This window comes from Streptomyces sp. NBC_00442 (assembly GCF_036014195.1).
GTDB lineage: Bacteria > Actinomycetota > Actinomycetes > Streptomycetales > Streptomycetaceae > Streptomyces.
In genome coordinates this window covers 2089501-2113364 of sequence record NZ_CP107918.1, presented here as the reverse complement: position 1 = coordinate 2113364, position 23864 = coordinate 2089501, and the positions used below count along the sequence as shown (strand labels likewise).

At 68.1% G+C, this 23864-nt stretch carries 15 protein-coding genes, 1 tRNA gene and 3 rRNA genes; 13 read left to right on the top strand and 6 right to left on the bottom strand.

The window, feature by feature from the left end; genetic code table 11:
- Nucleotides 1–475 precede the first annotated feature (475 nt).
- From eccD to OG432_RS09295, 4 genes are all read right to left on the bottom strand, one after another.
- Nucleotides 476–1840 carry a type VII secretion integral membrane protein EccD gene (gene eccD / locus OG432_RS09310; RefSeq protein WP_328309632.1) on the bottom strand — a complete coding sequence of 455 codons (1365 nt, stop codon included), beginning with the start codon at nucleotides 1838–1840 and terminating at the stop codon, nucleotides 476–478.
- A gap of 13 nt (nucleotides 1841–1853) precedes the next feature.
- Entirely contained in the window at nucleotides 1854–2150 is a 297-nt protein-coding gene (locus OG432_RS09305; protein ID WP_328309630.1) for a hypothetical protein, read from the bottom strand.
- Nucleotides 2151–2228: 78 nt separating this feature from the next.
- The gene (locus tag OG432_RS09300) at nucleotides 2229–3056 is read right to left on the bottom strand and encodes a pentapeptide repeat-containing protein (RefSeq protein ID WP_328309628.1); all 828 of its coding nucleotides are present in this window, start codon (nucleotides 3054–3056) and stop codon (nucleotides 2229–2231) included.
- 674 nt (nucleotides 3057–3730) lie between these two features.
- On the bottom strand, nucleotides 3731–4495 hold the full coding sequence (locus tag OG432_RS09295; protein WP_328309626.1) for a MerR family transcriptional regulator: 765 nt from the start codon (nucleotides 4493–4495) through the stop codon (nucleotides 3731–3733).
- Nucleotides 4496–5362: 867 nt separating this feature from the next.
- Here OG432_RS09295 and OG432_RS09290 point away from each other — a divergent pair.
- From OG432_RS09290 to OG432_RS09270, 5 genes are all read left to right on the top strand, one after another.
- Nucleotides 5363–6888, top strand: a 16S ribosomal RNA gene (locus tag OG432_RS09290).
- A 284-nt stretch (nucleotides 6889–7172) separates the two neighbouring features.
- Nucleotides 7173–10297 (top strand): 23S ribosomal RNA (locus OG432_RS09285).
- A gap of 90 nt (nucleotides 10298–10387) precedes the next feature.
- A 5S ribosomal RNA gene (rrf, locus tag OG432_RS09280) occupies nucleotides 10388–10504 on the top strand.
- Together the 16S, 23S and 5S rRNA genes form the textbook arrangement of a ribosomal RNA operon.
- A gap of 227 nt (nucleotides 10505–10731) precedes the next feature.
- Complete coding sequence (locus OG432_RS09275) at nucleotides 10732–11673, top strand: metalloregulator ArsR/SmtB family transcription factor (protein WP_328309624.1); 942 nt, start codon at nucleotides 10732–10734, stop codon at nucleotides 11671–11673.
- Nucleotides 11670–12272 (top strand): dihydrofolate reductase family protein, encoded by a 603-nt coding sequence (locus tag OG432_RS09270; protein WP_328309622.1) that lies wholly within the window; start codon nucleotides 11670–11672, stop codon nucleotides 12270–12272. The genes OG432_RS09275 and OG432_RS09270 overlap by 4 nt, the downstream gene beginning before the upstream one ends.
- Nucleotides 12273–12337: 65 nt before the next feature.
- Here OG432_RS09270 and OG432_RS09265 read toward each other — a convergent pair whose 3' ends face one another.
- Nucleotides 12338–13186 carry a LysR family transcriptional regulator gene (locus tag OG432_RS09265; protein ID WP_328309620.1) on the bottom strand — a complete coding sequence of 283 codons (849 nt, stop codon included), beginning with the start codon at nucleotides 13184–13186 and terminating at the stop codon, nucleotides 12338–12340.
- 102 nt (nucleotides 13187–13288) lie between these two features.
- Between OG432_RS09265 and OG432_RS09260 the strand changes: the two genes are divergently transcribed.
- Entirely contained in the window at nucleotides 13289–14014 is a 726-nt protein-coding gene (locus OG432_RS09260) for an SDR family oxidoreductase (RefSeq protein ID WP_328309618.1), read from the top strand.
- Between the two features lie 213 nt (nucleotides 14015–14227).
- Here the strand turns inward: OG432_RS09260 and OG432_RS09255 are convergent.
- Nucleotides 14228–14299: transfer RNA gene (locus OG432_RS09255), tRNA-Arg, on the bottom strand.
- Between the two features lie 157 nt (nucleotides 14300–14456).
- On the opposite strand from OG432_RS09255, the gene OG432_RS09250 reads away from it, so the two are divergent.
- From OG432_RS09250 to rho, 7 genes are all read left to right on the top strand, one after another.
- Complete coding sequence (locus tag OG432_RS09250) at nucleotides 14457–14891, top strand: response regulator (RefSeq protein WP_328309616.1); 435 nt, start codon at nucleotides 14457–14459, stop codon at nucleotides 14889–14891.
- A 202-nt stretch (nucleotides 14892–15093) separates the two neighbouring features.
- Nucleotides 15094–16077 carry an ArgS-related anticodon-binding protein NrtL gene (gene nrtL / locus OG432_RS09245; protein WP_328309614.1) on the top strand — a complete coding sequence of 328 codons (984 nt, stop codon included), beginning with the start codon at nucleotides 15094–15096 and terminating at the stop codon, nucleotides 16075–16077.
- 73 nt (nucleotides 16078–16150) lie between these two features.
- Nucleotides 16151–17542, top strand: a complete 1392-nt coding sequence (gene lysA / locus OG432_RS09240) for a diaminopimelate decarboxylase (RefSeq protein WP_328309612.1) — start codon at nucleotides 16151–16153, stop codon at nucleotides 17540–17542.
- A gap of 98 nt (nucleotides 17543–17640) precedes the next feature.
- Complete coding sequence (locus OG432_RS09235) at nucleotides 17641–18933, top strand: homoserine dehydrogenase (RefSeq protein ID WP_328309610.1); 1293 nt, start codon at nucleotides 17641–17643, stop codon at nucleotides 18931–18933.
- 6 nt (nucleotides 18934–18939) lie between these two features.
- Complete coding sequence (thrC, locus tag OG432_RS09230) at nucleotides 18940–19998, top strand: threonine synthase (protein WP_328309608.1); 1059 nt, start codon at nucleotides 18940–18942, stop codon at nucleotides 19996–19998.
- A gap of 281 nt (nucleotides 19999–20279) precedes the next feature.
- The gene (thrB, locus tag OG432_RS09225; RefSeq protein ID WP_328309606.1) at nucleotides 20280–21197 is read left to right on the top strand and encodes a homoserine kinase; all 918 of its coding nucleotides are present in this window, start codon (nucleotides 20280–20282) and stop codon (nucleotides 21195–21197) included.
- A 406-nt stretch (nucleotides 21198–21603) separates the two neighbouring features.
- Nucleotides 21604–23718, top strand: coding sequence for a transcription termination factor Rho (gene rho, locus OG432_RS09220; protein WP_328309604.1), 2115 nt, complete (start codon nucleotides 21604–21606; stop codon nucleotides 23716–23718).
- Nucleotides 23719–23864: the final 146 nt, after the last annotated feature.

Below are 23864 nucleotides of genomic sequence, written 5' to 3'. Positions count from 1 at the left end.
CCGGACCCCGGTATACCGGTTGAGGCCCCGGCCGGGTCGCCGCCCGCGCGAGGCTCGCGCCGGGGTATCCGGAACGCGCCCTCCGCCACGCCTCCATCGGGCCGATCACTCCGCGGCGCGGGGCCGCCCCCATCCGCCGGGCCCGCGTAGGGCGACGGAACCGGGCTCGTGCAGGGCGGTGTGACCGGGCTCGGGGAAGGCGGCGGGACCGGGCTCGCCGAGTCGTCCGCCTCCGGGGGTGTGCCGGGCGCCGGTGTGGGGAGCGCGTCCCGCGCCGGGCCCGCGGGAGGGGGAGTGTCCAGCGCCGGGCCCGCGGGAGAGGGAGCGTCCCGCGCCGGGCCCGCGGGAGAGGGAGCGTCCCGCGCCGGGCCCGCGGGAGGGGGAGTGTCCTGCGCCGGGCCCTCCCCGCTCAGCTCGCGCAGCACATCGCGCTGCCAGTCCTCGCCCACAGCCATACCCCGACCTCTACGCATACCTACGCGAACGTGCCGAGCAGACGCCCGTACACCCCGAACACCCCGAGCACCAGCGGGAACAGCGCGATCACGCCGATCGACTCCAGTGCGTCGCCGAACCTCCGCAGCCGGACCCGTACGTGGTCCGCGGGCTGAATGACGAGTACCGCCACCGGCGCCACCGCGAGCACCACCAGCAGAGCCAGTGGCCCGAACGCGCCGGTGTGGTCCCACCACACCCAGGCGAGCCGTCCGGTCACCGCCGCGGCGGCGGCGAAGAGGCCCACGACCTCGGCGACCAGCGGGTAGGCCCGTGCGCGCAGGGCCAGCACCACCGCGAGGACCGCGGCGAGCGGCACCGTCCACACCGTCGGCGCGCGCAGCACCAGGATCCCGGCGGCCGCCGCGCAGACGGCCACCACGACCGTGGCGAGGGCGAGACCCCGGTGCGTGGCGGCGAGGGCCGTCGACACCTGGTAGCGGCTCACCGAAGCGCCGCTGGAACGGCGGTCGTCGAGGCCCGAGAGCCCGGACGCCATGAGGGCGAGGCGGGGCAGCACCCCGAGCACCAGGGCCGCCACGACCACCACGATCGCCCCGGCCCGCGCCTGCCCGACGGCCGAGCCCGCACCGGCCTGGAACGCGATCACGGCTTCCCAGCAGATCCCGCCCCCGGCGACCGCACCGGCCCCGACGAGCCCGCCGCGGCCGAGCGGTGAGAACAGTCCGAGCAGCAGCAGCGTCACCGTGAGGGCGCCGGCGACCGCGCCGAGCCGGACCCCGCCGGGCCAGCCGTGCGCGTCGGCCAGCGTCCATGCGCCGAGCACGGCGAGCGCGCCGCCCGTGACGATCAGAGTGGTCGCGGGTCCGCGCCGGCCGGTCCGGGCGAGTACCGCCCCGCCGAGCGCGCCGAACCCGGCCACGGCCAGCAGTACCGTGCCGACCGCGGACAGGGCGAACTCCTCCCGCGCGAGGACTCCGGCCGCGAGAGCCCAGCCGACCGTGGCGAGCCCCGCGACAGCCCGTCGCGCGGCGGGCCGCCAGCGCCACGCCCGTACGTCGAGATCGTCCGCGGCCTCGTCGGTGACGTCGTGCACGACCGGTGCCGACGGCGCGTCCTCGGCCCGCACGAGACGCAGCACCGAACCGTCGGGAACCGCCGACGACGCGAGCGTCCGGTCCTGAGCCAGGACCGATCCGTCGGCCGTCGTCAGCAGACGCAGCATCGGACGCTCGCCGGGACCGTCACCGAGCAGCCGCATGATTTCCGGCAGCAGCAGCCCGATGGGTTCTTCGGACGGCAGAACGAGATCGACCCGACGCTGTTCACCGACCAGAGTGACCCGGCTCAATGCCGTACGGCTCACCGATCCCGTAGTTATCACGCGTGCGAACCTATCATCGGGCCGAAGACCTCACGGCGGGCGAAGAAGTGGACGTGGGAGGCGCCGAAGTCGGCTGAACCGAAGTCCCGTACGGCGTCTTGCCGATGAGCTTGTGCGAAATGAAAGACCATCCCACGCAGCCCGCGCACAGCACCGCCGCGATCACAATTCCGGCAAACAGCTTGCCGAGACGTTCGTCGACCGAACGGCGCCCCCGCTGCCCCCCGAACAACAGGGCATCGCGCAGCCGCCGGCGCCGTACCGACACCGACTCCAGCAATTGGCTGTCATAGTCCTGCGCGGCAGTCATGCCGGGGTCATCTCCTTTCGGTCCACGTTTCGGACCACGTTTCGGACCACATGTCGGGTTTTCGGACCAGGCTTCGTCTCAAGGCCGTTCCCGGAGCTTGGCGGTCACCGCGGCGACAAAGGCATCCGCCTCGGCCTCGGTGATCTCCACGTGGTCGATCTCATTGTGGCCGAGTTCGTGGAGGCGGAGATACTCGGTCGGCTCCCAGCGCACATTCCGGGTGAAAGCCTCGTCGTACGCCACCCCACCGAGAAAGCGCCGCCGGACGATTCCGCGCGGGCCGCTCCGCGGGTAGCCGTCGCCCGTCTTCGCGTAGTACGTGACGGGCGGTGCGGCGGGATCGATCACCCGCACATCGGCGCCCCGGCCGTTCAGCCACAACTCCAGTGCCCGGCCGTCGAGTTCACCGCGCCCACCGGCGCCCTCCACGACCATCGGCCCGAACACGGTGCCCGAAAGCTCTTGGACGACGGTGTGTTCGTCGACGACGACCGTGAACGACGTCTCCCGGAGGGAAGCGCCGCTGAGGTCGGCGCCCTGGAGGAGCGTGCCGAGCAGCGTGGCGCAGTCGAGCCGCGCGCCGCGCAGGGAGGCACCCCGTGCGTCGGCCTCGGACAGCTCGGCACTGCCCAGGTTGGCGCCGTCCAGCTTCGCGCCCCGCAGGGAAGCGTCGTCGAGGACGGCCTTGGCCAGCCAGGCACCGGTCAGGTCCGCGCCGTCGAGCACCGCGCCTTCCATGTGACACCGGTAGAAGTCGGTGCCCACGAGCACGGCGTCCCTGAGCGTCGTCCCCGTCAGCATGCCGCCGCCGACGTCGGCACCGGACAGATCGGCGGCCGTCAGGTCGAGCCCGGCGACTTCCAGCAGGGAGTCCGGCTGCCCGACCCACTCGCGAAGCGCCGCCACGGCGTCCGCGTCCCTCGGCAGGGCCCGGACGATTCGCTGGCCATCTCCGTCGCGTAGGTCACGTCCGTCACGTCCGTCACGCCCGTCACAGGTGGAACTCACTCCTGGTCTCCCGGGCCCGGAACGACTCCTTTGATGTCCCAACTCGTCACCGCACCACACCCCCGTCGATCAACCGCAGATCACGTACCGCGCCGCTGTCGCCTCAGCCGAAGGCGTCGACGGCCGCCTTCGCCTTGGAGAGGGTGGAAGCGCCGGTGTCGTAGCTGCGCCGGTCCAGATTCTGACCAACCCATGTTGTCCTGTGTCCCCGGGTTGGTGCCGTGCGCCGAAGTGGGCGGCGTCGAACCCGGAGCACTGCTGGACCCAGCCGTGCTCTTGCCCAGATCGGACAGCGTCGTGGACCCCATGTCGCACTTCACGACCCCACCCCCGAAAGCGACATTGCGAACACCGCGTCGGCAACGCGGCGCGTCGTCCATGTCTACCCAATGCAGATTGCACGCGCAACGCGTGTGCGAATCCCGGGATCGTGACCTGGTGGATGTGCGACGCCGGCTGGTCCGGGACCGGCCGGCCGGGGGTCTGCAGCCCCCCGGCGGTCTCCAAGCGCCCGGCGGATCAGCGGCTACCGACCCGACCCGACCCGTCGGGTCGACTCGACTCGTGTCGGCTCAGCTCAGGCGGGCGTCGGCGTAGACGACCATCGCGTCCCGCTGGTAAATGGCCAGGCCCTCCGCGACCTTGTCGAAGTTCGCGCGCATCCGCGGCTCGTCGACGTACGTCTGGGCGAGGCCCTCGTACGCGGCCTTGTTCGGCGTCCAGAATCGGCAGACGCCCCGGTAGTGCTGCTCCATCTCGGCCTGGACCACGGGGGCGTCGACCGGGATGCCGGCCACCATGAACTCGGCGACGCGGATCATCTGCGCGGTCACCTCACGCTGCCACCGCTCGGTGTCCTCGGCGGTCATCGTCTCCACGGCCTGCCGGGACTGCTCCCACGCGCTGGGCCATCGCTCGCGTACCTTCGCGCTCTCCTCCTCGGAGGGCTCGAACCCCTCGAACAGGTTCTCCGGACGATTGATCGTCGCCATGTCGTCGTTCTCCTCTGCTTCCTCCAGTTCGGCGATGGTGCGACCGACCGTGTGGGCCAGGGTGCCGAGCCGGTCCCGTTCCGCGAGCAGCCGTTGGTGGTGCCCCCGGAGTACCGCGACGCGGTCGACCTGGCTGTCGAGGACCGCCTTGATCTCACGCAACCCCACGTCGAGCTCCCGCATGAGCAGGATCTGCTGCAGCCGCAACAGATCGTCCTCCTCGTAATAGCGGTGCCCGTTGCTTCCGATCCACGCGGGCGGCAGCAGTCCGATCTCGTCGTAGTGACGCAGCGTCCGGGACGTCACGCCGGACATCCGGGCCACTTCCGCGATCGACCAGGCCATGACCGTGCCTCCCATCGCCGGGCCGGCGCTTCCGGCCCCATGACGACGTTAGGAGTTGACGCAACGGAAACCGCAAGCCGCGCGCTCGGTCGATGTGCGGGAGGACGACCCCCGTGGGGCGTACGGGCGTACGGGCGTACGGGCGTACGGGGGGTGCGGGCGTAAGTGCGTACGGGGTGCGGGGGTAGCGGGTGCGGGGGTACGGGTACAGAGGTGCCGGGGGAGCGGGCAGAGCACCCCGCAACCTCGTGTAGTGTTCTCCGGGTTGTCGCGCAGCCGGGACGGTTCCGCGCCAACCCCCGCCGCAGGTTCCTGCGGCACTCCCCACTCAGTACGATCCCCGACCGGGGTGAATTCGGCATGCCGAATTCATATTCCGGCCGAGCTGGTGACTCGATTACGAATCACAGGCAGCATCCGCTAGAGTTGGGAACGTCGAAACGGCCCAACAGCCGGGAAGACACCCCGATTTCGACCGGGATCAGGACCGAAAGGATCTGATAGAGTCGGAGCCGCCGGAAAGGGAAACCCGAGAGGGAGAACCTGAAAGGCACCGAGGAAATCGGACACGAAAGCGTCTGGTAGAGTCGGAAATACGAAATACCGAAGGGAAGCGCCCGGAGGAAAGCCCGAGAGGGTGAGTACAAAGGAAGCGTCCGTTCCTTGAGAACTCAACAGCGTGCCAAAAGTCAACGCCAGATTGACAACCCCGTCTCCATTTCGGTGGAGCGAGGTTCCTTTGAAAAGTCCTGTCGGTCCTTGTGGCCGGCAGGCGATTACACAGCGAGGACGCTGTGGACGGGCCGCCTTATTCCGGTGGTTCCGTCCCGCTCTTACGTGATGTGTGCACCCGATTACGGGTAAACATTCATGGAGAGTTTGATCCTGGCTCAGGACGAACGCTGGCGGCGTGCTTAACACATGCAAGTCGAACGATGAAGCCCTTCGGGGTGGATTAGTGGCGAACGGGTGAGTAACACGTGGGCAATCTGCCCTTCACTCTGGGACAAGCCCTGGAAACGGGGTCTAATACCGGATAACACTCCTCAAAGCATTTTGAGGGGTTAAAAGCTCCGGCGGTGAAGGATGAGCCCGCGGCCTATCAGCTTGTTGGTGGGGTAATGGCCTACCAAGGCGACGACGGGTAGCCGGCCTGAGAGGGCGACCGGCCACACTGGGACTGAGACACGGCCCAGACTCCTACGGGAGGCAGCAGTGGGGAATATTGCACAATGGGCGAAAGCCTGATGCAGCGACGCCGCGTGAGGGATGACGGCCTTCGGGTTGTAAACCTCTTTCAGCAGGGAAGAAGCGAAAGTGACGGTACCTGCAGAAGAAGCGCCGGCTAACTACGTGCCAGCAGCCGCGGTAATACGTAGGGCGCAAGCGTTGTCCGGAATTATTGGGCGTAAAGAGCTCGTAGGCGGCTTGTCACGTCGGATGTGAAAGCCCGGGGCTTAACCCCGGGTCTGCATTCGATACGGGCTAGCTAGAGTGTGGTAGGGGAGATCGGAATTCCTGGTGTAGCGGTGAAATGCGCAGATATCAGGAGGAACACCGGTGGCGAAGGCGGATCTCTGGGCCATTACTGACGCTGAGGAGCGAAAGCGTGGGGAGCGAACAGGATTAGATACCCTGGTAGTCCACGCCGTAAACGTTGGGAACTAGGTGTTGGCGACATTCCACGTCGTCGGTGCCGCAGCTAACGCATTAAGTTCCCCGCCTGGGGAGTACGGCCGCAAGGCTAAAACTCAAAGGAATTGACGGGGGCCCGCACAAGCAGCGGAGCATGTGGCTTAATTCGACGCAACGCGAAGAACCTTACCAAGGCTTGACATATACCGGAAAGCATCAGAGATGGTGCCCCCCTTGTGGTCGGTATACAGGTGGTGCATGGCTGTCGTCAGCTCGTGTCGTGAGATGTTGGGTTAAGTCCCGCAACGAGCGCAACCCTTGTTCTGTGTTGCCAGCATGCCCTTCGGGGTGATGGGGACTCACAGGAGACTGCCGGGGTCAACTCGGAGGAAGGTGGGGACGACGTCAAGTCATCATGCCCCTTATGTCTTGGGCTGCACACGTGCTACAATGGCCGGTACAAAGAGCTGCGATGCCGCGAGGCGGAGCGAATCTCAAAAAGCCGGTCTCAGTTCGGATTGGGGTCTGCAACTCGACCCCATGAAGTCGGAGTTGCTAGTAATCGCAGATCAGCATTGCTGCGGTGAATACGTTCCCGGGCCTTGTACACACCGCCCGTCACGTCACGAAAGTCGGTAACACCCGAAGCCGGTGGCCCAACCCCTTGTGGGAGGGAGCTGTCGAAGGTGGGACTGGCGATTGGGACGAAGTCGTAACAAGGTAGCCGTACCGGAAGGTGCGGCTGGATCACCTCCTTTCTAAGGAGCACAGCACCGTCTGCAGACAAATGTTCTGCACGGTCAGCTCATGGGTGGAACGTTGACTATTCGGCACAGTTCAGTTGGATGAGTTTTGCGAGTACTGCTTCGGCGTGGAAAGCGGACACATCGACTGGCTGGGCCGGGCACGCTGTTGGGTATCTGAAGGTACGGCCGTCATGGTTGTGTCTTCGGTCGCCGGCCCCAGTGAACTCCACTGAATGGTGGGGGTGATGGGTGGTTGGTCGTTGTTTGAGAACTGCACAGTGGACGCGAGCATCTGTGGCCAAGTTTTTAAGGGCGCACGGTGGATGCCTTGGCACCAGGAACCGATGAAGGACGTGGGAGGCCACGATAGTCCCCGGGGAGCCGTCAACCAGGCTTTGATCCGGGGGTTTCCGAATGGGGAAACCCGGCAGTCGTCATGGGCTGTCACCCATACCTGAACACATAGGGTATGTGGAGGGAACGAGGGGAAGTGAAACATCTCAGTACCCTCAGGAAGAGAAAACAACCGTGATTCCGGGAGTAGTGGCGAGCGAAACCGGATGAGGCCAAACCGTATGCGTGTGATACCCGGCAGGGGTTGCGCATGCGGGGTTGTGGGATCTCTCTTTCACAGTCTGCCGGCTGTGAGGCGAGTCAGAAACCGTTGGTGTAGGCGAAGGACATGCGAAAGGTCCGGCGTAGAGGGTAAGACCCCCGTAGCTGAAACATCAACGGCTCGTTTGAGAGACACCCAAGTAGCACGGGGCCCGAGAAATCCCGTGTGAATCTGGCGGGACCACCCGCTAAGCCTAAATATTCCCTGGTGACCGATAGCGGATAGTACCGTGAGGGAATGGTGAAAAGTACCGCGGGAGCGGAGTGAAATAGTACCTGAAACCGTGTGCCTACAAGCCGTGGGAGCGTCGCGCATTGAGTTTACTCAGTGCGTCGTGACTGCGTGCCTTTTGAAGAATGAGCCTGCGAGTTAGCGGTGTGTAGCGAGGTTAACCCGTGTGGGGAAGCCGTAGCGAAAGCGAGTCCGAACAGGGCGATTGAGTTGCACGCTCTAGACCCGAAGCGGAGTGATCTAGCCATGGGCAGGTTGAAGCGGCTGTAAGAGGTCGTGGAGGACCGAACCCACCAGGGTTGAAAACCTGGGGGATGACCTGTGGTTAGGGGTGAAAGGCCAATCAAACTCCGTGATAGCTGGTTCTCCCCGAAATGCATTTAGGTGCAGCGTCGTGTGTTTCTTGCCGGAGGTAGAGCACTGGATAGGCGATGGGCCCTACCGGGTTACTGACCTTAGCCAAACTCCGAATGCCGGTAAGTGAGAGCACGGCAGTGAGACTGTGGGGGATAAGCTCCATGGTCGAGAGGGAAACAGCCCAGAGCATCGACTAAGGCCCCTAAGCGTACGCTAAGTGGGAAAGGATGTGGAGTCGCAGAGACAACCAGGAGGTTGGCTTAGAAGCAGCCACCCTTGAAAGAGTGCGTAATAGCTCACTGGTCAAGTGATTCCGCGCCGACAATGTAGCGGGGCTCAAGCGTACCGCCGAAGTCGTGTCATTCCAGCACATACCCCCAACGGGGGCTGGGATGGGTAGGGGAGCGTCGTGTGCCGGGTGAAGCTGCAGCGGAAGCTAGTGGTGGACGGTTCACGAGTGAGAATGCAGGCATGAGTAGCGATACACACGTGAGAAACGTGTGCGCCGATTGACTAAGGGTTCCTGGGTCAAGCTGATCTGCCCAGGGTAAGTCGGGACCTAAGGCGAGGCCGACAGGCGTAGTCGATGGACAACCGGTTGATATTCCGGTACCCGCTTTGAAACGCCCAATATCGAGCCCATTAATGCTAAGGCCGTGAAGCCGCCCTGATCTCTTCGGAGTTGAGGGGAGTGGTGGAGCCGCTGACCCAAGGTGGTAGTAGGTAAGCGATGGGGTGACGCAGGAAGGTAGTCCAACCCGGGCGGTGGTTGTCCCGGGGTAAGGGTGTAGGCCGTGCGGTAGGCAAATCCGTCGCACATTAAGGCTGAGACCTGATGCCGAGCCGATTGTGGTGAAGTGGATGATCCTATGCTGTCGAGAAAAGCCTCTAGCGAGTTTCATGGCGGCCCGTACCCTAAACCGACTCAGGTGGTCAGGTAGAGAATACCGAGGCGTTCGGGTGAACTATGGTTAAGGAACTCGGCAAAATGCCCCCGTAACTTCGGGAGAAGGGGGGCCATCACCGGTGATGAGATTTACTCTCTGAGCTGGGGGTGGCCGCAGAGACCAGCGAGAAGCGACTGTTTACTAAAAACACAGGTCCGTGCGAAGCCGTAAGGCGATGTATACGGACTGACGCCTGCCCGGTGCTGGAACGTTAAGGGGACCGGTTAGTGACCTTTCGGGGTTGCGAAGCTGAGAACTTAAGCGCCAGTAAACGGCGGTGGTAACTATAACCATCCTAAGGTAGCGAAATTCCTTGTCGGGTAAGTTCCGACCTGCACGAATGGCGTAACGACTTCTCGACTGTCTCAACCATAGGCCCGGTGAAATTGCACTACGAGTAAAGATGCTCGTTTCGCGCAGCAGGACGGAAAGACCCCGGGACCTTTACTACAGTTTGATATTGGTGTTCGGTTCGGCTTGTGTAGGATAGGTGGGAGACTTTGAAGCGGCCACGCCAGTGGTTGTGGAGTCGTCGTTGAAATACCACTCTGGTCGTGCTGGATGTCTAACCTCGGTCCGTGATCCGGATCAGGGACAGTGTCTGATGGGTAGTTTAACTGGGGCGGTTGCCTCCTAAAGAGTAACGGAGGCGCCCAAAGGTTCCCTCAGCCTGGTTGGCAATCAGGTGTTGAGTGTAAGTGCACAAGGGAGCTTGACTGTGAGACCGACGGGTCGAGCAGGGACGAAAGTCGGGACTAGTGATCCGGCGGTGGCTTGTGGAAGCGCCGTCGCTCAACGGATAAAAGGTACCCCGGGGATAACAGGCTGATCTTCCCCAAGAGTCCATATCGACGGGATGGTTTGGCACCTCGATGTCGGCTCGTCGCATCCTGGGGCTGGAGTCGGTCCCAAGGGTTGGGCTGTTCGCCCATTAAAGCGGTACGCGAGCTGGGTTTAGAACGTCGTGAGACAGTTCGGTCCCTATCCGCTGCGCGCGCAGGAACATTGAGAAGGGCTGTCCCTAGTACGAGAGGACCGGGACGGACGAACCTCTGGTGTGCCAGTTGTCCTGCCAAGGGCATGGCTGGTTGGCTACGTTCGGAAAGGATAACCGCTGAAAGCATCTAAGCGGGAAGCCTGCTTCGAGATGAGTGTTCCCACCTCCTTGAGAGGGTAAGGCTCCCAGTAGACGACTGGGTTGATAGGCCAGATGTGGAAGCCCGGTAACGGGTGGAGCTGACTGGTACTAATAGGCCGAGGGCTTGTCCTCAGTTGCTCGCGTCCACTGTGTTTGTTCTGAAGCAATGAACTCCCGCATGCCTCTTTGGGTGTGTGCTGGTCGAGTTCAACTTCATAGTGTTTCGGTGGTCATAGCGTTAGGGAAACGCCCGGTTACATTCCGAACCCGGAAGCTAAGCCTTTCAGCGCCGATGGTACTGCAGGGGGGACCCTGTGGGAGAGTAGGACGCCGCCGAACAAATTTTAGGGGAAAGCCCCGCACCAGATCGTAGAAATACGGTCACGGTGCGGGGCTTTTTCGCGTTCACAGCTCGTTCGGAGGACTCCCGACGGGAGCGAGTTGATCAGGTGGTGCCGGCCCGCACGGGGACGGGACCGGAGTCGATCATGGGTACAGCCGTGCCGCCGACCCGGAGCCCAAGTATTCCTTGACAAGAATATTCACCATGGAGAATACTTGGCGTCATGGAAGCACTCCTCGCCGCACTGGCCGACCCGGTCCGTTGGCGGCTCGTCAGCCTGCTGGCCGAGCAGCCCCGGCCGGTCGGCGTGCTCGCCCAGCTCGCCGGGGCGCGTCAGCCTCAGACGACCAAGCACCTGCAGAACCTTGAACGCGCCGGTGTCGTCACGTCCGAGCGCACCGGTCAGCGCCGTATCTACGCACTGCGGCCTGCCCCCCTGCGGGACCTGGCGGACACGCTCGGTCGTATCGCTGCCGCCGCTGAGCAGGTCGGCGGGCCGCACGCGACGTACGAGCGCTACGAGCGCGGCCTCCATGCGGAGCGGCTCGCCGCGCAGGAGTCGGGATGGGCCGATGGCCGTTCCTTCACGTTCCACCGGTCGCTGACGGGTCACCCCGAGGTGGTCTGGCGCCACCTGACCGAGGCCGCCCTGCTCGCCCATTGGTGGACCCCCGACGACCTCCGCGTCTCCGAGCTCGTCTTCGAGGCGCGACCCGGTGGGCGGATCGTCCAGGAGTACCGCGACGCCGAAGACGTCGATGCCTCCCATCCGGTGGCCGGCCGCGCGGAAGGAGTCGTCGACGACGTACGGCCGGGTGAGCGCCTCGCCTATCGGCTCTCCCCACTGCTTCCCGACGGTAGCCCCGCCTTCACCGCCCACATCGACATGGATCTCGGGCCCGCCGGCACGGGCTCGGACCTCGACGTCCACTGGCGCATCACGGACAGCACGATCGACTCCGCGGACTTCGTCGCCGGCATCGAGATCGGTGTCGGTCAGAGCCTGGACAAGCTCGCGACGACCCTCGCCGCAGACGCAGACGCAGACGCAGACGCAGACGCAGACGCAGACGCAGACGCAGACGGCACCGGAAGCACCCACACCCAGAGCGCCGACGCCGAACGCACCACCACCGAAGCCACTGACACGAGGAGTACGAAATGACCGAGCAGACCGCGGGCCGCAGAGTCGTCACCAACCTCGCCCTCTCCCTCGACGGGCACTACGCCGCGCCGGACAACCCGCTCGACATGAGCTGGGTGATGCCGTACGCCGTCTCGGATGTCGCACGCGATCACCTGACAAGCCTTTGGGGGTCGGCCACGACGGCCCTGCTCGGGCGGGTCAACGCCGAGGGTTTCCTCGGTTTCTGGCCCACCGTCATCGGTATGGAGGGCGCAGATCCGCGCGACGAAGGCTTCGCGAGGTGGCTCGTCGACACCGACAAGGTGGTACTTTCCTCAACCCTCGACCAGGCACCGTGGGAGCGGACGACGGTCGTCGACAAGCCGGCCACCGAGGTGGTCGGGGACCTGAAGGCAAGCGAGGGCGGTGACATCCTCGTGCTCTCCAGCGCGAGTGTCATCAAGGCGCTGCTGGCGGCCGGCCAGGTCGACCGGCTGGCGCTCACGGTCTTTCCGGTCTTCCTCGGCGGCGGCCCCCGCCTCTTCGACGACGGCCTGCCCGCGGCTCAGTGGAAACTCGTCAGCCAGGCCGCGGGCGAGCACGGCACCCTGGCCCTCGTCTACGACCGGGTCCGCTGAACCGGCAGGGGCTCGTCGAAGAGGCGGGGTCCGCCGACCGATCGACTCTTCGGGCGGTGCTCCGCTCAGATCCGGGCAGCGGTGCGCACGAGCGCGGCGACGGCGCGAGAGCGGCTGTGCGGTGGCCAGGCCACCACTGTCGTGATCTCCGGCGCGTCCAGGACGGGTACCGCGGCCAGGTCCTCGCGCAGCTGTGCTCGGCACGACTCCGGCGCGATGCAGCAGGCGCGGCCCAGCGCGATCAGCTGGAGCAACTGCGCATGGTCGCGGGCCTGCGGACCGGGCCCGTCCGGATACGAGCCGTCGCGGCCCGGCCATCGCGGCATCGGCAGGCCGGCGAGTTCGGTGACGTCGGCCATGCGTACATGGGCACGGCTCGCGAGGGGGTGTGCGCCCGGAACCACCAACACCTGTCCCTCCGTGTGGAGTTGCTCGGTGTCGAAGCCGGCCGTGCTGTCGTACGGCAGGTGCAGAAGCGCCACGTCCGCACGGCCGTCGCGCAGCATGCGTTCCTGTTCGCCAATGCCGCACAGAAGCAGATCGACGGTGGCCGCGTCGGGTTCGGCGGCGTAGGCGTCGAGGAGCTTCGCCAATAGTTCGCTGGTCGCGCCCGCCTTGGTGGCGAGGACCACGTCCGGCCGTCCGGCGGCGGCGAGGGCGGCTCGGCGGGTTCGGCGTTCGGCGGCCTCGATCGCGTCGAGCGCCGCTCGCGCCTCCCGCAGGAGCACCGTGCCGGCTTCCGTCAGCGTGACCGCTCGGCTGGTGCGCTCCAACAGGGTTGCGTCCAGGCGCCGTTCGAGCTGGCGGATGGCCCGGGACAGTGGGGGCTGCGCGATCCCGAGCCGCTGTGCGGCCCTCCCGAAGTGCAGCTCCTCGGCGACGGCGACGTAATACCGCAGCTCCCTGGTCTCCACCTCGTCAGCGTACTGCTCCCAGCTGCATCGATACTCCCGCGGTATCGATGCCCACCCGATCGGTGTTGGCCGGGACCCTCCCGGTCGGCCAGGATCGACGGCATGAGTGAACAGACAATCGCGCTGGTGACCGGCGCGAACAAGGGCATCGGGTATGAGATCGCGGCAGGTCTCGGCGCCCTCGGCTGGACGGTCGGGGTCGGCGCCCGGGACCAGGAACGGCGCGAGAACGCGGTGGCGAAGCTGCGGGCGGCCGGCATCGACGCGTTCGGCGTACCGCTGGACGTCACCGACGACGCGAGCGTGGCCGGGGCCGCCCGCCTGGTCGAGGAGCACGGCGGGCGGCTCGACGTGCTCGTCAACAACGCGGGGACGACCGGGAACGCGCCGCAGATGCCGACGACGGTCGACGTGAGCACGGTGCGCGCGGCGGTGGAGACCAACGTGATCGGCGTCATCCGCGTCACCAACGCGATGCTGCCGTTGCTGCGCCGCTCGGCGTCGCCCCGGATCGTGAACATGTCCAGCAGCGTCGGTTCGCTCACCCTGCAGAGCGCGCCCGGCGCCGAAGTCGGCCCAATCTCCGCCGCGTACTCGCCCTCGAAGACGTTCCTGAACGCCGTCACCGTCCAGTACGCCAGGGAACTCCGCGACACCGACATCCTGATCAACGCCGGCTGCCCCGGCTACTGCGCGACCGACCTCAACGGCTTCCGCGGAGTGCGCACCCCCGAGCAGGGCGCCGCGATCGCCCTCCGGCTCGCCACCCTGCCCGACGACGGCCCGACGGGCCGCTTCTTCGACGACGCCGGGGAGGTGGCGTGGTGACCCGTCACCCGTGAGGCCGTGGGGCTCCGGTGCTTCGTGCGGCCGGGGAACCCGAGGCGCCCACGTGGCCGGTTCCGCGCGCGGCAGGCGGAAGGGGACGAGGTGAACTCCCCTCCGTGCCGCGAGACATGGCCGGTCGACGGCTGACATACGCGAAGACCCCGTCGTCAGCGTTTCCGCTGATGGCGGGGTCTTTGGGCACTTCCTGCGAAGTGCCCCCGGCAGGATTCGAACCTGCGCACACGGCTCCGGAGGCCGTTGCTCTATCCCCTGAGCTACGGGGGCGTCCGCCGCGTTCGGCGGCGACGGGTTGAACCCTACCAGCTCTCCCGGGGTGGCCGTGAACAGGTATTTCCGGCTGTTCCCCTGGCCGCGTCCCCCGGGCGGGGTGGAAGTGGGGAAAACCCGGACGCGGTGCCCTCCTCGGACCTAACCTCAAGGTGTGTCAGGCGTGTCCGGCCGGGTTCTTGTTGTGGACGACAACAAGGTCATCCGGCAGCTGATCAGGGTCAACCTCGAGCTGGAGGGCTTCGAGGTCGTGACCGCGGCCGATGGTGCCGAGTGCCTGGAAGTCGTGCACCAGGTCAGCCCCGACGTGATCACCCTGGACGTGATGATGCCCCGCCTCGACGGACTGCGGACGGCCGCGCGACTGCGCTCCGACCCGCGGACCAGCCGGCTGCCCGTGGCCATCATCAGTGCCTGCAACCAGTACGAGGTGGAGACCGGGCTCGCGGCCGGGGTCGACGCCTTCCTCGCGAAACCGTTCGAGCCCTCGGACCTGGTCCGGCTCGTACGGCAGCTGCTGCACCGGGAGGCTCCGCCGTCCGCCGACGGCAGCAGGGAGCCCGGCCGAGCCGGCAGCACCCGAAGCTGAACTCCGTACCTTGCTCTGAACTCCGTACCTCGTGCTGAACTCCGTACCCCGCGTCTGCACTCCGTGCCCCACTCCCGCGCCGCCCGCGTACGCCGCGCCCCGCGTCCCGTCCCGCCGCGGAACACCCCGCCGCGACCCCCGCCCCGCCCACATCGCGAAACCGGTTCGCGGAGGGACCCCCCTTCTCCCCTACGCTTGTCCCGTGACCCCCTCCGAGCTCTCCCGTACCGTCGTGCGCGTCGTGCGCAGCGCGGTTCACGAGGGTGCCCTGGGGCCCGCTCCCGTCGCGGATCTCGCGGTCAAGGTAGAGCGGCCCCGGCCCGGGGGGCGGGGGGACTACGCCAGCGGGATCGCGCTGAAGCTCGCCGCCGCGGCCGGGCTGCCGCCCCGACGGGTCGCGGAAGTGCTGCGGGAGCGCATCGCCGGGCAGCCCGGCATCGCGCTCGTCGAGATCAGCGGTCCCGGGTTCCTCAACATCACCCTCGACCGGGCCGCCCACAACGACGTCGTACGACAGGTGCGCGAGGCGGGGCTCCGGTACGGGTACGGGGACGCGTTCCGGGGAGAGGGCTTCGTGTTCGCCGCGCGGGCCGAGGAACGGGCGCGGATCGTCGTCGAGGTGGTCGCGCGGCTGCTCGTCGCCCAGGGTGCCCACGCCCGCGTCGTCGAGCAGGGCGGGGCCGACCTCCCCGTCGCGGGGTGTCCCGTGCCGGGCCTCGCCGGCCTCGTCGGCGCCGACGCCGCGCGCTGGGCCATGCTCCGCGCCGCCCGGCACGACCGGCCGCGTACCGACGTCGAGGAACTCCTCGCGCAGCGGGAGAGCAACTCCCTTTTCCGGGTGCGGTACGCGTACTCCCGCAGCCGTGCCCTCACGCGCAACGCGGCCGAGCTCGGGTTCGCGTCCGAGGCCGGGCCCGTGCCCGAGGGGGAGGCGCTGCTCGTCCTCCTCGGTGATCACCCCGCCGTGCTCGAAGGCGCCGCCCGGCACCACGCGCCCGACCGGCTCGCCCGGCACCTCGAAGCCGTGGCCGACGACCTGCTCCACTTCCAGCACCAGGTGCTGCCGCTCGGCGACGAGAAACCCTCGGCCGCCCACCGCTCACGGCTCGCCCTCGCCGAGGCCGCCGGGACGGTGCTGGCCGGCGGCCTGTCCCTGCTCGGCATCGATGCCCCCGAACTTCTGTGACATGCGCAGACGGACAGCACCGTCGGCCGCCGTCATGACCGCAGATGTGTAAGACGAGAAGAGACGCAAGAACATGAGCCGATCCGCGCACCCCGCCGGCCCCCGCCACGCCGACGTGCTGACCGAAGGGCACTACTCCGCGCCCCCCGCCGATCTCAACGCCCTGGACCCGAAGGTCTGGTCGCGCACCGTCACGCGCGACGCGGACGGCGAGGTCACCGTCGGCGGGCTCCAAGTGCGGCGCCTGGCCGAGGAGTTCGGGACCCCCGCCTACTTCCTCGACGAGGCCGACTTCCGTGCCCGGTGCCGGGCCTGGGCCGACGCCTTCGGCCGCGACGCCGACGTGTTCTACGCCGGCAAGGCCTTCCTCTCACGGGCCGTCGTGCGCTGGCTGCACGAGGAGGGGCTCAACCTCGACGTGTGCTCCGGCACCGAACTCGCCACCGCGCTCGACGCCGGCATGCCCGCCGAGCGCATCGCCTTCCACGGCAACAACAAGAGCGAGGCCGAGATCCGCCGCGCCGTCGAGGCCGGGGTCGGGCGCATCGTGCTCGACTCCTTCCAGGAGATCGTGCGCGTCGCGCACATCGCCCAGGAGCTCGGCACGGTGCAGAAGGCCTTCATCCGTGTGACCGTCGGCGTCGAGGCTCACACCCACGAGTTCATCGCCACCGCCCACGAGGACCAGAAGTTCGGCATCGGCCTCGCCGACGGCCAGGCCGCCGAGGCCGTGCGCCGCGCACTCAAGCTCGACGGGCTCGAACTGGTCGGCATCCACTCGCACATCGGGTCGCAGATCTTCGACATGGCCGGCTTCGAGGTGTCCGCGCGGCGCGTCGTGCAGCTGCTCGCCGAGGTGCGCGACGAGCACGGCGTCGAGCTGCCCGAGATCGACCTCGGCGGCGGGCTCGGCATCGCGTACACCTCCGAGGACGACCCGAGCGAGCCGCACCAGATCGCCAAGGCGCTGAGCGAGATCGTCAGCCGCGAGTGCGACGCCGCAGGCCTTCGAGCGCCCCGCATCTCCGTCGAGCCGGGCCGCGCCATCGTCGGCCCGACCGCGTTCACGCTGTACGAGGTCGGCACCATCAAGCCGCTCGAAGGCCTGCGGACGTATGTGAGCGTGGACGGCGGCATGTCCGACAACATCCGTACCGCGCTGTACGACGCCGAGTACTCGGTCGCGCTCGTCTCGCGCGCTTCGGACGCCGAGCCGATGCTGGTCAGGGTGGTCGGCAAGCACTGCGAGAGCGGTGACATCGTGGTGCGTGACGCGTTCCTGCCCGCCGACCTCGCGCCGGGTGATCTGATTGCCGTACCGGCCACCGGCGCGTACTGCCGCTCCATGGCCAGCAACTACAACCACGCGCTCCGCCCGCCGGTCGTCGCGGTCAACGAAGGATCGGCGCGCGTGATCGTCCGGCGCGAGACGGAGGAAGATCTCCTGCGTCTCGATGTCGGATAAATGAAATAGTTGTCTCAGGATCCGGACGAGGGGCAGAAACCCCCGTCCGGTGAGTGAGACTGGTTCGTATTCCAGGTTTGAAGAGGAAACGAGGTCGGATGATGCGTACGCGTCCGCTGAAGGTGGCGCTGCTGGGCTGTGGAGTGGTCGGCTCAGAGGTGGCGCGCATCATGACGACGCACGCCGACGACCTCACGGCGCGCATCGGCGCCCCCGTGGAGCTCGCCGGGGTCGCCGTCCGCCGGCCCTCCAAGGTGCGGGAGGGTATCGACCCCGCCCTGGTCACCACCGACGCCACCGCCCTCGTCAAACGCGGCGACATCGACGTCGTCGTCGAGGTCATCGGCGGGATCGAGCCCGCCCGCGCCCTCATCACCACCGCGTTCGAGCACGGCGCCTCCGTCGTCTCCGCGAACAAGGCGCTGCTCGCCCAGGACGGGGCCGCACTGCATGCGGCCGCCGTCGAGCACGGCCGCGACCTGTACTACGAGGCCGCCGTCGCCGGCGCGATCCCGCTGATCCGCCCGCTGCGCGAGTCCCTCGCCGGCGACAAGGTCAACCGGGTCCTCGGCATCGTCAACGGCACGACCAACTTCATCCTCGACAAGATGGACTCGACGGGCGCCGGCTACCAGGAGGCCCTCGACGAGGCCACCGCGCTCGGCTACGCCGAGGCCGACCCGACCGCCGACGTCGAGGGCTTCGACGCCGCCGCCAAGGCCGCCATCCTGGCCGGCATCGCCTTCCACACCCGGGTCCGCCTCGACGACGTGTACCGCGAGGGCATGACCGAGGTGACCTCCGCCGACTTCGCGTCGGCGCGCCAGATGGGCTGCACCATCAAGCTGCTCGCGATCTGCGAGCGGGCCGCCGACGGCGGCTCCGTGACGGCCCGGGTCCACCCGGCGATGATCCCGCTCGACCACCCGCTGGCCTCCGTGCGGGGCGCCTACAACGCGGTGTTCGTCGAGGCCGAGGCCGCCGGCCAGCTGATGTTCTACGGGCCCGGCGCGGGCGGCGCCCCGACCGCGTCCGCCGTGCTCGGCGACCTCGTCGCGGTCTGCCGGAACAAGCTCGCCGGGTCCACCGGGCCGGGGGAGTCGGCGTACACGCGGCTGCCCGTGAGCCCCATGGGCGACGTCGTGACCCGGTACCACATCAGCCTCGACGTGGCCGACAAGCCGGGCGTCCTCGCCCAGGTGGCGACGGTCTTCGCCGAGCACGGGGTGTCCATCGACACCGTGCGGCAGTCCGGCAAGGACGGCGAGGCCTCCCTCGTCGTCGTCACCCACCGCGCGGCCGACGCGGCCCTCACCGGGACCGTGGACGCCCTGCGCAAGCTCGACACCGTGCGTGGTGTCGCCAGCATCATGCGTGTTGAAGGGGAGTAACCAGCAATGACCCACCAGTGGCGCGGAATCATCGAGGAGTACCGGGACCGGCTCCCCGTCTCCGCTACGACGCCGGTCGTCAGCCTCCGCGAGGGCGGTACGCCGCTCGTGCCCGCGCAGGTGCTCTCCGAGCGCACGGGCTGCGAGGTCCACCTCAAGGTCGAGGGCGCCAACCCGACCGGGTCCTTCAAGGACCGCGGCATGACCATGGCGATCACCCGCGCGAAGGAGGAGGGCGCCAAGGCGGTCATCTGCGCCTCCACCGGCAACACCTCCGCCTCGGCCGCCGCCTACGCGGTGCGGGCCGGCATGGTGTGCGCGGTCCTCGTGCCGCAGGGCAAGATCGCGCTCGGCAAGATGGGCCAGGCCCTCATCCACGGCGCCAAGATCCTCCAGGTCGACGGCAACTTCGACGACTGCCTCACGCTGGCCCGCTCGCTCTCCGACAACTACCCGGTGGCGCTGGTCAATTCGGTCAACCCGGTACGCATCGAGGGCCAGAAGACCGCCGCGTTCGAGATCGTGGACGCCCTCGGCGACGCCCCCGACATCCACGTACTGCCCGTGGGGAACGCCGGCAACATCACGGCGTACTGGAAGGGCTACAAGGAGTACGCCGCCGACAGCATCTCGACGCACACCCCGCGTATGTGGGGCTTCCAGGCGTCGGGCTCGGCGCCGATCGTGCGCGGCGAGGTCGTCAAGGACCCCTCGACGATCGCCACCGCCATCCGCATCGGCAACCCCGCCTCGTGGCAGTTCGCGCTCGCCGCGCGGGACGAATCCGGCGGGTTCATCGACGAAGTGACGGACCGTGAGATCCTGCGCGCCTACCGGCTGCTGGCCTCGCAGGAGGGCGTCTTCGTGGAGCCCGCGTCGGCGGCTTCGGTCGCCGGTCTGCTCAAGGCCGCCGAGCGCGGTCTCGTCGACCCGGGCCAGAAGATCGTGTGCACGGTGACCGGAAACGGCCTCAAGGACCCCGACTGGGCCGTCGCCGGAGCCCCGCAGCCCGTCACCGTCCCGGTCGACGCGGCCGCCGCCGCCGAGCGCCTCGGCCTCGCCTGACACCTGGCCGCCACGGTTGCGTGCGCGTCCCGTACCGCAGGGACGCGCACGTAAAACCGGACAAGCCCGCACGTAGAGGCACAGGGGGCTCGCGACACGCATCGTGCGCCTCCTGTGCGCCCTATGTCGCCACGGAACCTTCCTTCGATAGGCTGTACCCAACCCGCCCCGCCGCATATGCCGTGGTGCAGTTGCCCACGTGGCCCTCGGGTGTTCCGCACGTCTTCGCACCACCTCGCAGCAAACCCCCAGCAGCAGCCTCACAAGGAGTCATCAGAGCGATGGCCGGTCCCGCATTCCGCGCCGCCGCCGTACGGGTGCGCGTCCCCGCCACCAGTGCCAACCTCGGCCCGGGTTTCGACTCCCTCGGCCTGTCACTGGGGCTCTACGACGACGTGGTCGTCCGCGTCGCCGACTCCGGCCTGCACGTCGACATCGCGGGCGAGGGCGCCCAGACGCTGCCCCGCGACGAGAGCCACCTGCTCGTACGGTCCCTGCGCACCGCGTTCGACCTGCTCGGCGGGCAGCCGCGCGGCCTCGAGGTCGTCTGCGCCAACCGGATCCCGCACGGCCGCGGCCTCGGCTCGTCCTCCGCCGCCATCTGCGCCGGCATCGTCGCCGCGCGCGCCGTGACGATAGGCGGCGACGCCCGGCTCGACGACGCGGCCCTGCTGGAGCTCGCGACCGAGATCGAGGGCCACCCCGACAACGTGGCCGCCTGTCTGCTCGGCGGATTCACGCTGTCCTGGATGGACGGGGGAGCCGCCCGCGCGATCCGGATGGACCCGGCGCGGTCCGTGGTTCCGGTGGTCTTCGTACCGGGAAAGGCGGTCCTGACGGAGACGGCCCGCGGGCTGCTCCCGCGCACCGTGCCGCACGTCGACGCCGCGGCCAACGCCGGTCGCGCGGCCCTGCTCGTGGAGGCCCTGACCAGGCGTCCCGAGCTGCTGCTCGCGGCCACCGAGGACCGGCTCCACCAGGAGTACCGCGCACCGGCGATGCCGGAGAGCGTGGCACTGGTCAACCGGCTGCGCGCGGACGGTGTCCCCGCGGTCATCTCCGGCGCGGGGCCCACGGTGCTCGCGCTGGTCGAGGACGGTGCGGCCGACAAGGTCGCACGCCTTGCGGGGGAGGGGTGGGCCGCCAATCGGCTCAGTCTCGACGCCGCGGGTGCGAGCGTCCTGCCGCTCGGGTCCTAGGGTCCGGGGCGTCAGGGAGCACGGCTTGCCGGTGAACGAGAGGGGGAATGTTTGTTGGATCCGGTAGTGTTAACCTCAAGTCTGCATCGGTCGTCTTCGTGGCGCGGTGCTTCGTGTCCCCTTCAGGGACCGCCTTTCTTCCGAGAGCCTCCCCAACTGCCTGCGCAGCCTGCCTGAGCAGTTGCGAGCACGCTCCGGAACCGGCACGACACCCCACGCTCATTCCCGGCAGGGGCCGAGCAGGGGGATCTCGGGCCGGAACCCACGCACTTTGTCTCTCCGCCGTTCCGCGGCGGACCACCGCCCCGGCACGATCAGTGATCGACCAGATCACGGGCCGCAGCCGGACAGCACAACCGGTCGCCGAGCCAGACAGGCCGACGTCCGCTCCAGGGAAGGACCCTTCGTGAGCGACACCACCGATCTGATGGGCGTGACTGCCGACAACTCTGTCGACAATGCCGCGCCCGCCGCAGGTGCTGCCTCTGGCACCACCGCACGGCGCCGCCGCTCCGGCACCGGCCTCGACGGCATGGTCCTGGCCGAGCTGCAGCAGGTCGCGTCCGGCCTCGGCATCAGGGGCACCGCGCGCATGCGCAAGAGCCAGCTGATCGAGGTCATCAAGGAGGCGCAGGCCGGTGGGGGCGCCTCCCAGGCCCTTTCGGGCTCTGGGGGAGGTTCCGCGGCTCCGGCCAAGGCCTCCGCGTCGTCCGCCGCCGCCGAGACCAAGCCGAAGCGCCGCGCCACCTCCAAGGCCCGTACGGGCGACGAGGCCGCCGCTCCCGCCGCCGAGAAGCAGGCCGCGCAGCAGCAGATCGACATTCCGGGCCAGCCCTCCGCCAAGGCCTCCGACCAGAGCGCCGGCGACGAGCAGCCCGCGGGCGAGCGCCGCCGCCGTCGTGCCACCGCGCCGTCCGGCAGCCCCGAGTCCGCCTCGGCGGCGGTCGAGACCGTCACCAAGACGGAGGCCAAGGCCGACGTCAGGACCGAGCCCAAGGAGACCGAGGGCAAGGCCGCCGAGGCCGTCGACAGCGCCGAGGGCCGCCGGGAGCGCCGCGACCGCGGTGAGCGCGGCGACCGTGGCGAGCGCCGGGACCGTCAGCAGCGCGGTGAGCGCGGCGGCGACCGCGGCGAGCGTGGCGACCGCGGTGACCGCCAGCGCGGCGACCGCGGCAAGGCCGACGACCAGCAGGGCGGCCAGCGCCAGCAGCGCCAGGGCGGCCAGCAGCAGGGTCAGCAGCAGAACAACAACAACGGCCCGCAGGACGACTTCGACGACGACGGCAGCCGTCGTGGCCGTCGCGGACGCTACCGCGACCGCCGTGGCCGCCGCGGTGGCCGCGACGAGTTCGGCGCGGAGCCGCAGGTCGCCGACGACGACGTCCTGATCCCCGTCGCGGGCATCCTCGACATCCTCGACAACTACGCGTTCATCCGGACCTCCGGCTACCTGCCGGGCCCGAACGACGTGTACGTCTCGCTCGCCCAGGTCCGCAAGAACGGCCTGCGCAAGGGTGACCACGTCACCGGTGCCGTGCGCCAGCCCAAGGACGGCGAGCGCCGCGAGAAGTTCAACGCCCTGGTGCGTCTGGACTCCTCCAACGGCATGGCCGCCGACTCGGGCCGCGGTCGCCCCGAGTTCAACAAGCTGACCCCGCTGTACCCCCAGGACCGGCTCCGTCTGGAGACCGACCCGGGCGTCCTGACCACGCGGATCATCGACCTCGTGTCGCCGATCGGCAAGGGCCAGCGAGGCCTGATCGTGGCCCCGCCGAAGACCGGCAAGACCATGATCATGCAGGCGGTCGCCAACGCGATCACCCACAACAACCCCGAGTGCCACCTGATGGTCGTCCTGGTCGACGAGCGTCCGGAAGAGGTCACCGACATGCAGCGGTCGGTGAAGGGCGAGGTCATCTCCTCGACCTTCGACCGTCCCGCCGAGGACCACACCACCGTCGCCGAGCTGGCCATCGAGCGCGCCAAGCGTCTCGTGGAGCTCGGGCACGACGTGGTCGTGCTGCTCGACTCGATCACTCGTCTGGGCCGTGCGTACAACCTGGCGGCCCCGGCCTCCGGCCGCATCCTGTCCGGTGGTGTCGACTCGACCGCGCTCTACCCGCCGAAGCGCTTCTTCGGCGCCGCGCGCAACATCGAGGACGGCGGCTCGCTGACCATCCTCGCCACCGCGCTCGTGGAGACCGGCTCGCGCATGGACGAGGTGATCTTCGAGGAGTTCAAGGGCACCGGCAACATGGAGCTCAAGCTCGACCGCAAGCTCGCCGACAAGCGCATCTTCCCGGCGGTGGACGTGGACGCGTCCGGCACCCGTAAGGAAGAGATCCTTCTCGGCAGCGACGAGCTCGCGGTCGTCTGGAAGCTGCGCCGGGTGCTGCACGCCCTCGACCAGCAGCAGGCCATCGAGCTGCTCCTCGACAAGATGAAGCAGACGAAGTCGAACGCCGAGTTCCTGCTCCAGATCCAGAAGACGACTCCGGGTCCCGGTAACGGCAACGACTAGCAACTCCCGGCCCCGCAGGGCCACTTGAGAGCGCCCCCGGCACTTCGGTGCCGGGGGCGCTCTCGCGTGGGCGATCGCGCCCGCTGAGGCGTTCGCCACACGCCGTGCAGTCGCCGCGCCCGGCGACGCCGTCGACGGCCTCCGCG

Coding starts and splice junctions, on each gene's coding strand:
- OG432_RS09305 (WP_328309630.1), bottom strand. CDS start 2,150: ATGACTGCCGCGCAGGACTATGACAGCCAATTGCTGGAGTCGGTGTCG.
- OG432_RS09295 (WP_328309626.1), bottom strand. CDS start 4,495: ATGGCCTGGTCGATCGCGGAAGTGGCCCGGATGTCCGGCGTGACGTCC.
- OG432_RS09275 (WP_328309624.1), top strand. CDS start 10,732: ATGGAAGCACTCCTCGCCGCACTGGCCGACCCGGTCCGTTGGCGGCTC.
- OG432_RS09270 (WP_328309622.1), top strand. CDS start 11,670: ATGACCGAGCAGACCGCGGGCCGCAGAGTCGTCACCAACCTCGCCCTC.
- OG432_RS09260 (WP_328309618.1), top strand. CDS start 13,289: ATGAGTGAACAGACAATCGCGCTGGTGACCGGCGCGAACAAGGGCATC.
- lysA (WP_328309612.1), top strand. CDS start 16,151: ATGAGCCGATCCGCGCACCCCGCCGGCCCCCGCCACGCCGACGTGCTG.
- OG432_RS09235 (WP_328309610.1), top strand. CDS start 17,641: ATGATGCGTACGCGTCCGCTGAAGGTGGCGCTGCTGGGCTGTGGAGTG.
- thrC (WP_328309608.1), top strand. CDS start 18,940: ATGACCCACCAGTGGCGCGGAATCATCGAGGAGTACCGGGACCGGCTC.
- thrB (WP_328309606.1), top strand. CDS start 20,280: ATGGCCGGTCCCGCATTCCGCGCCGCCGCCGTACGGGTGCGCGTCCCC.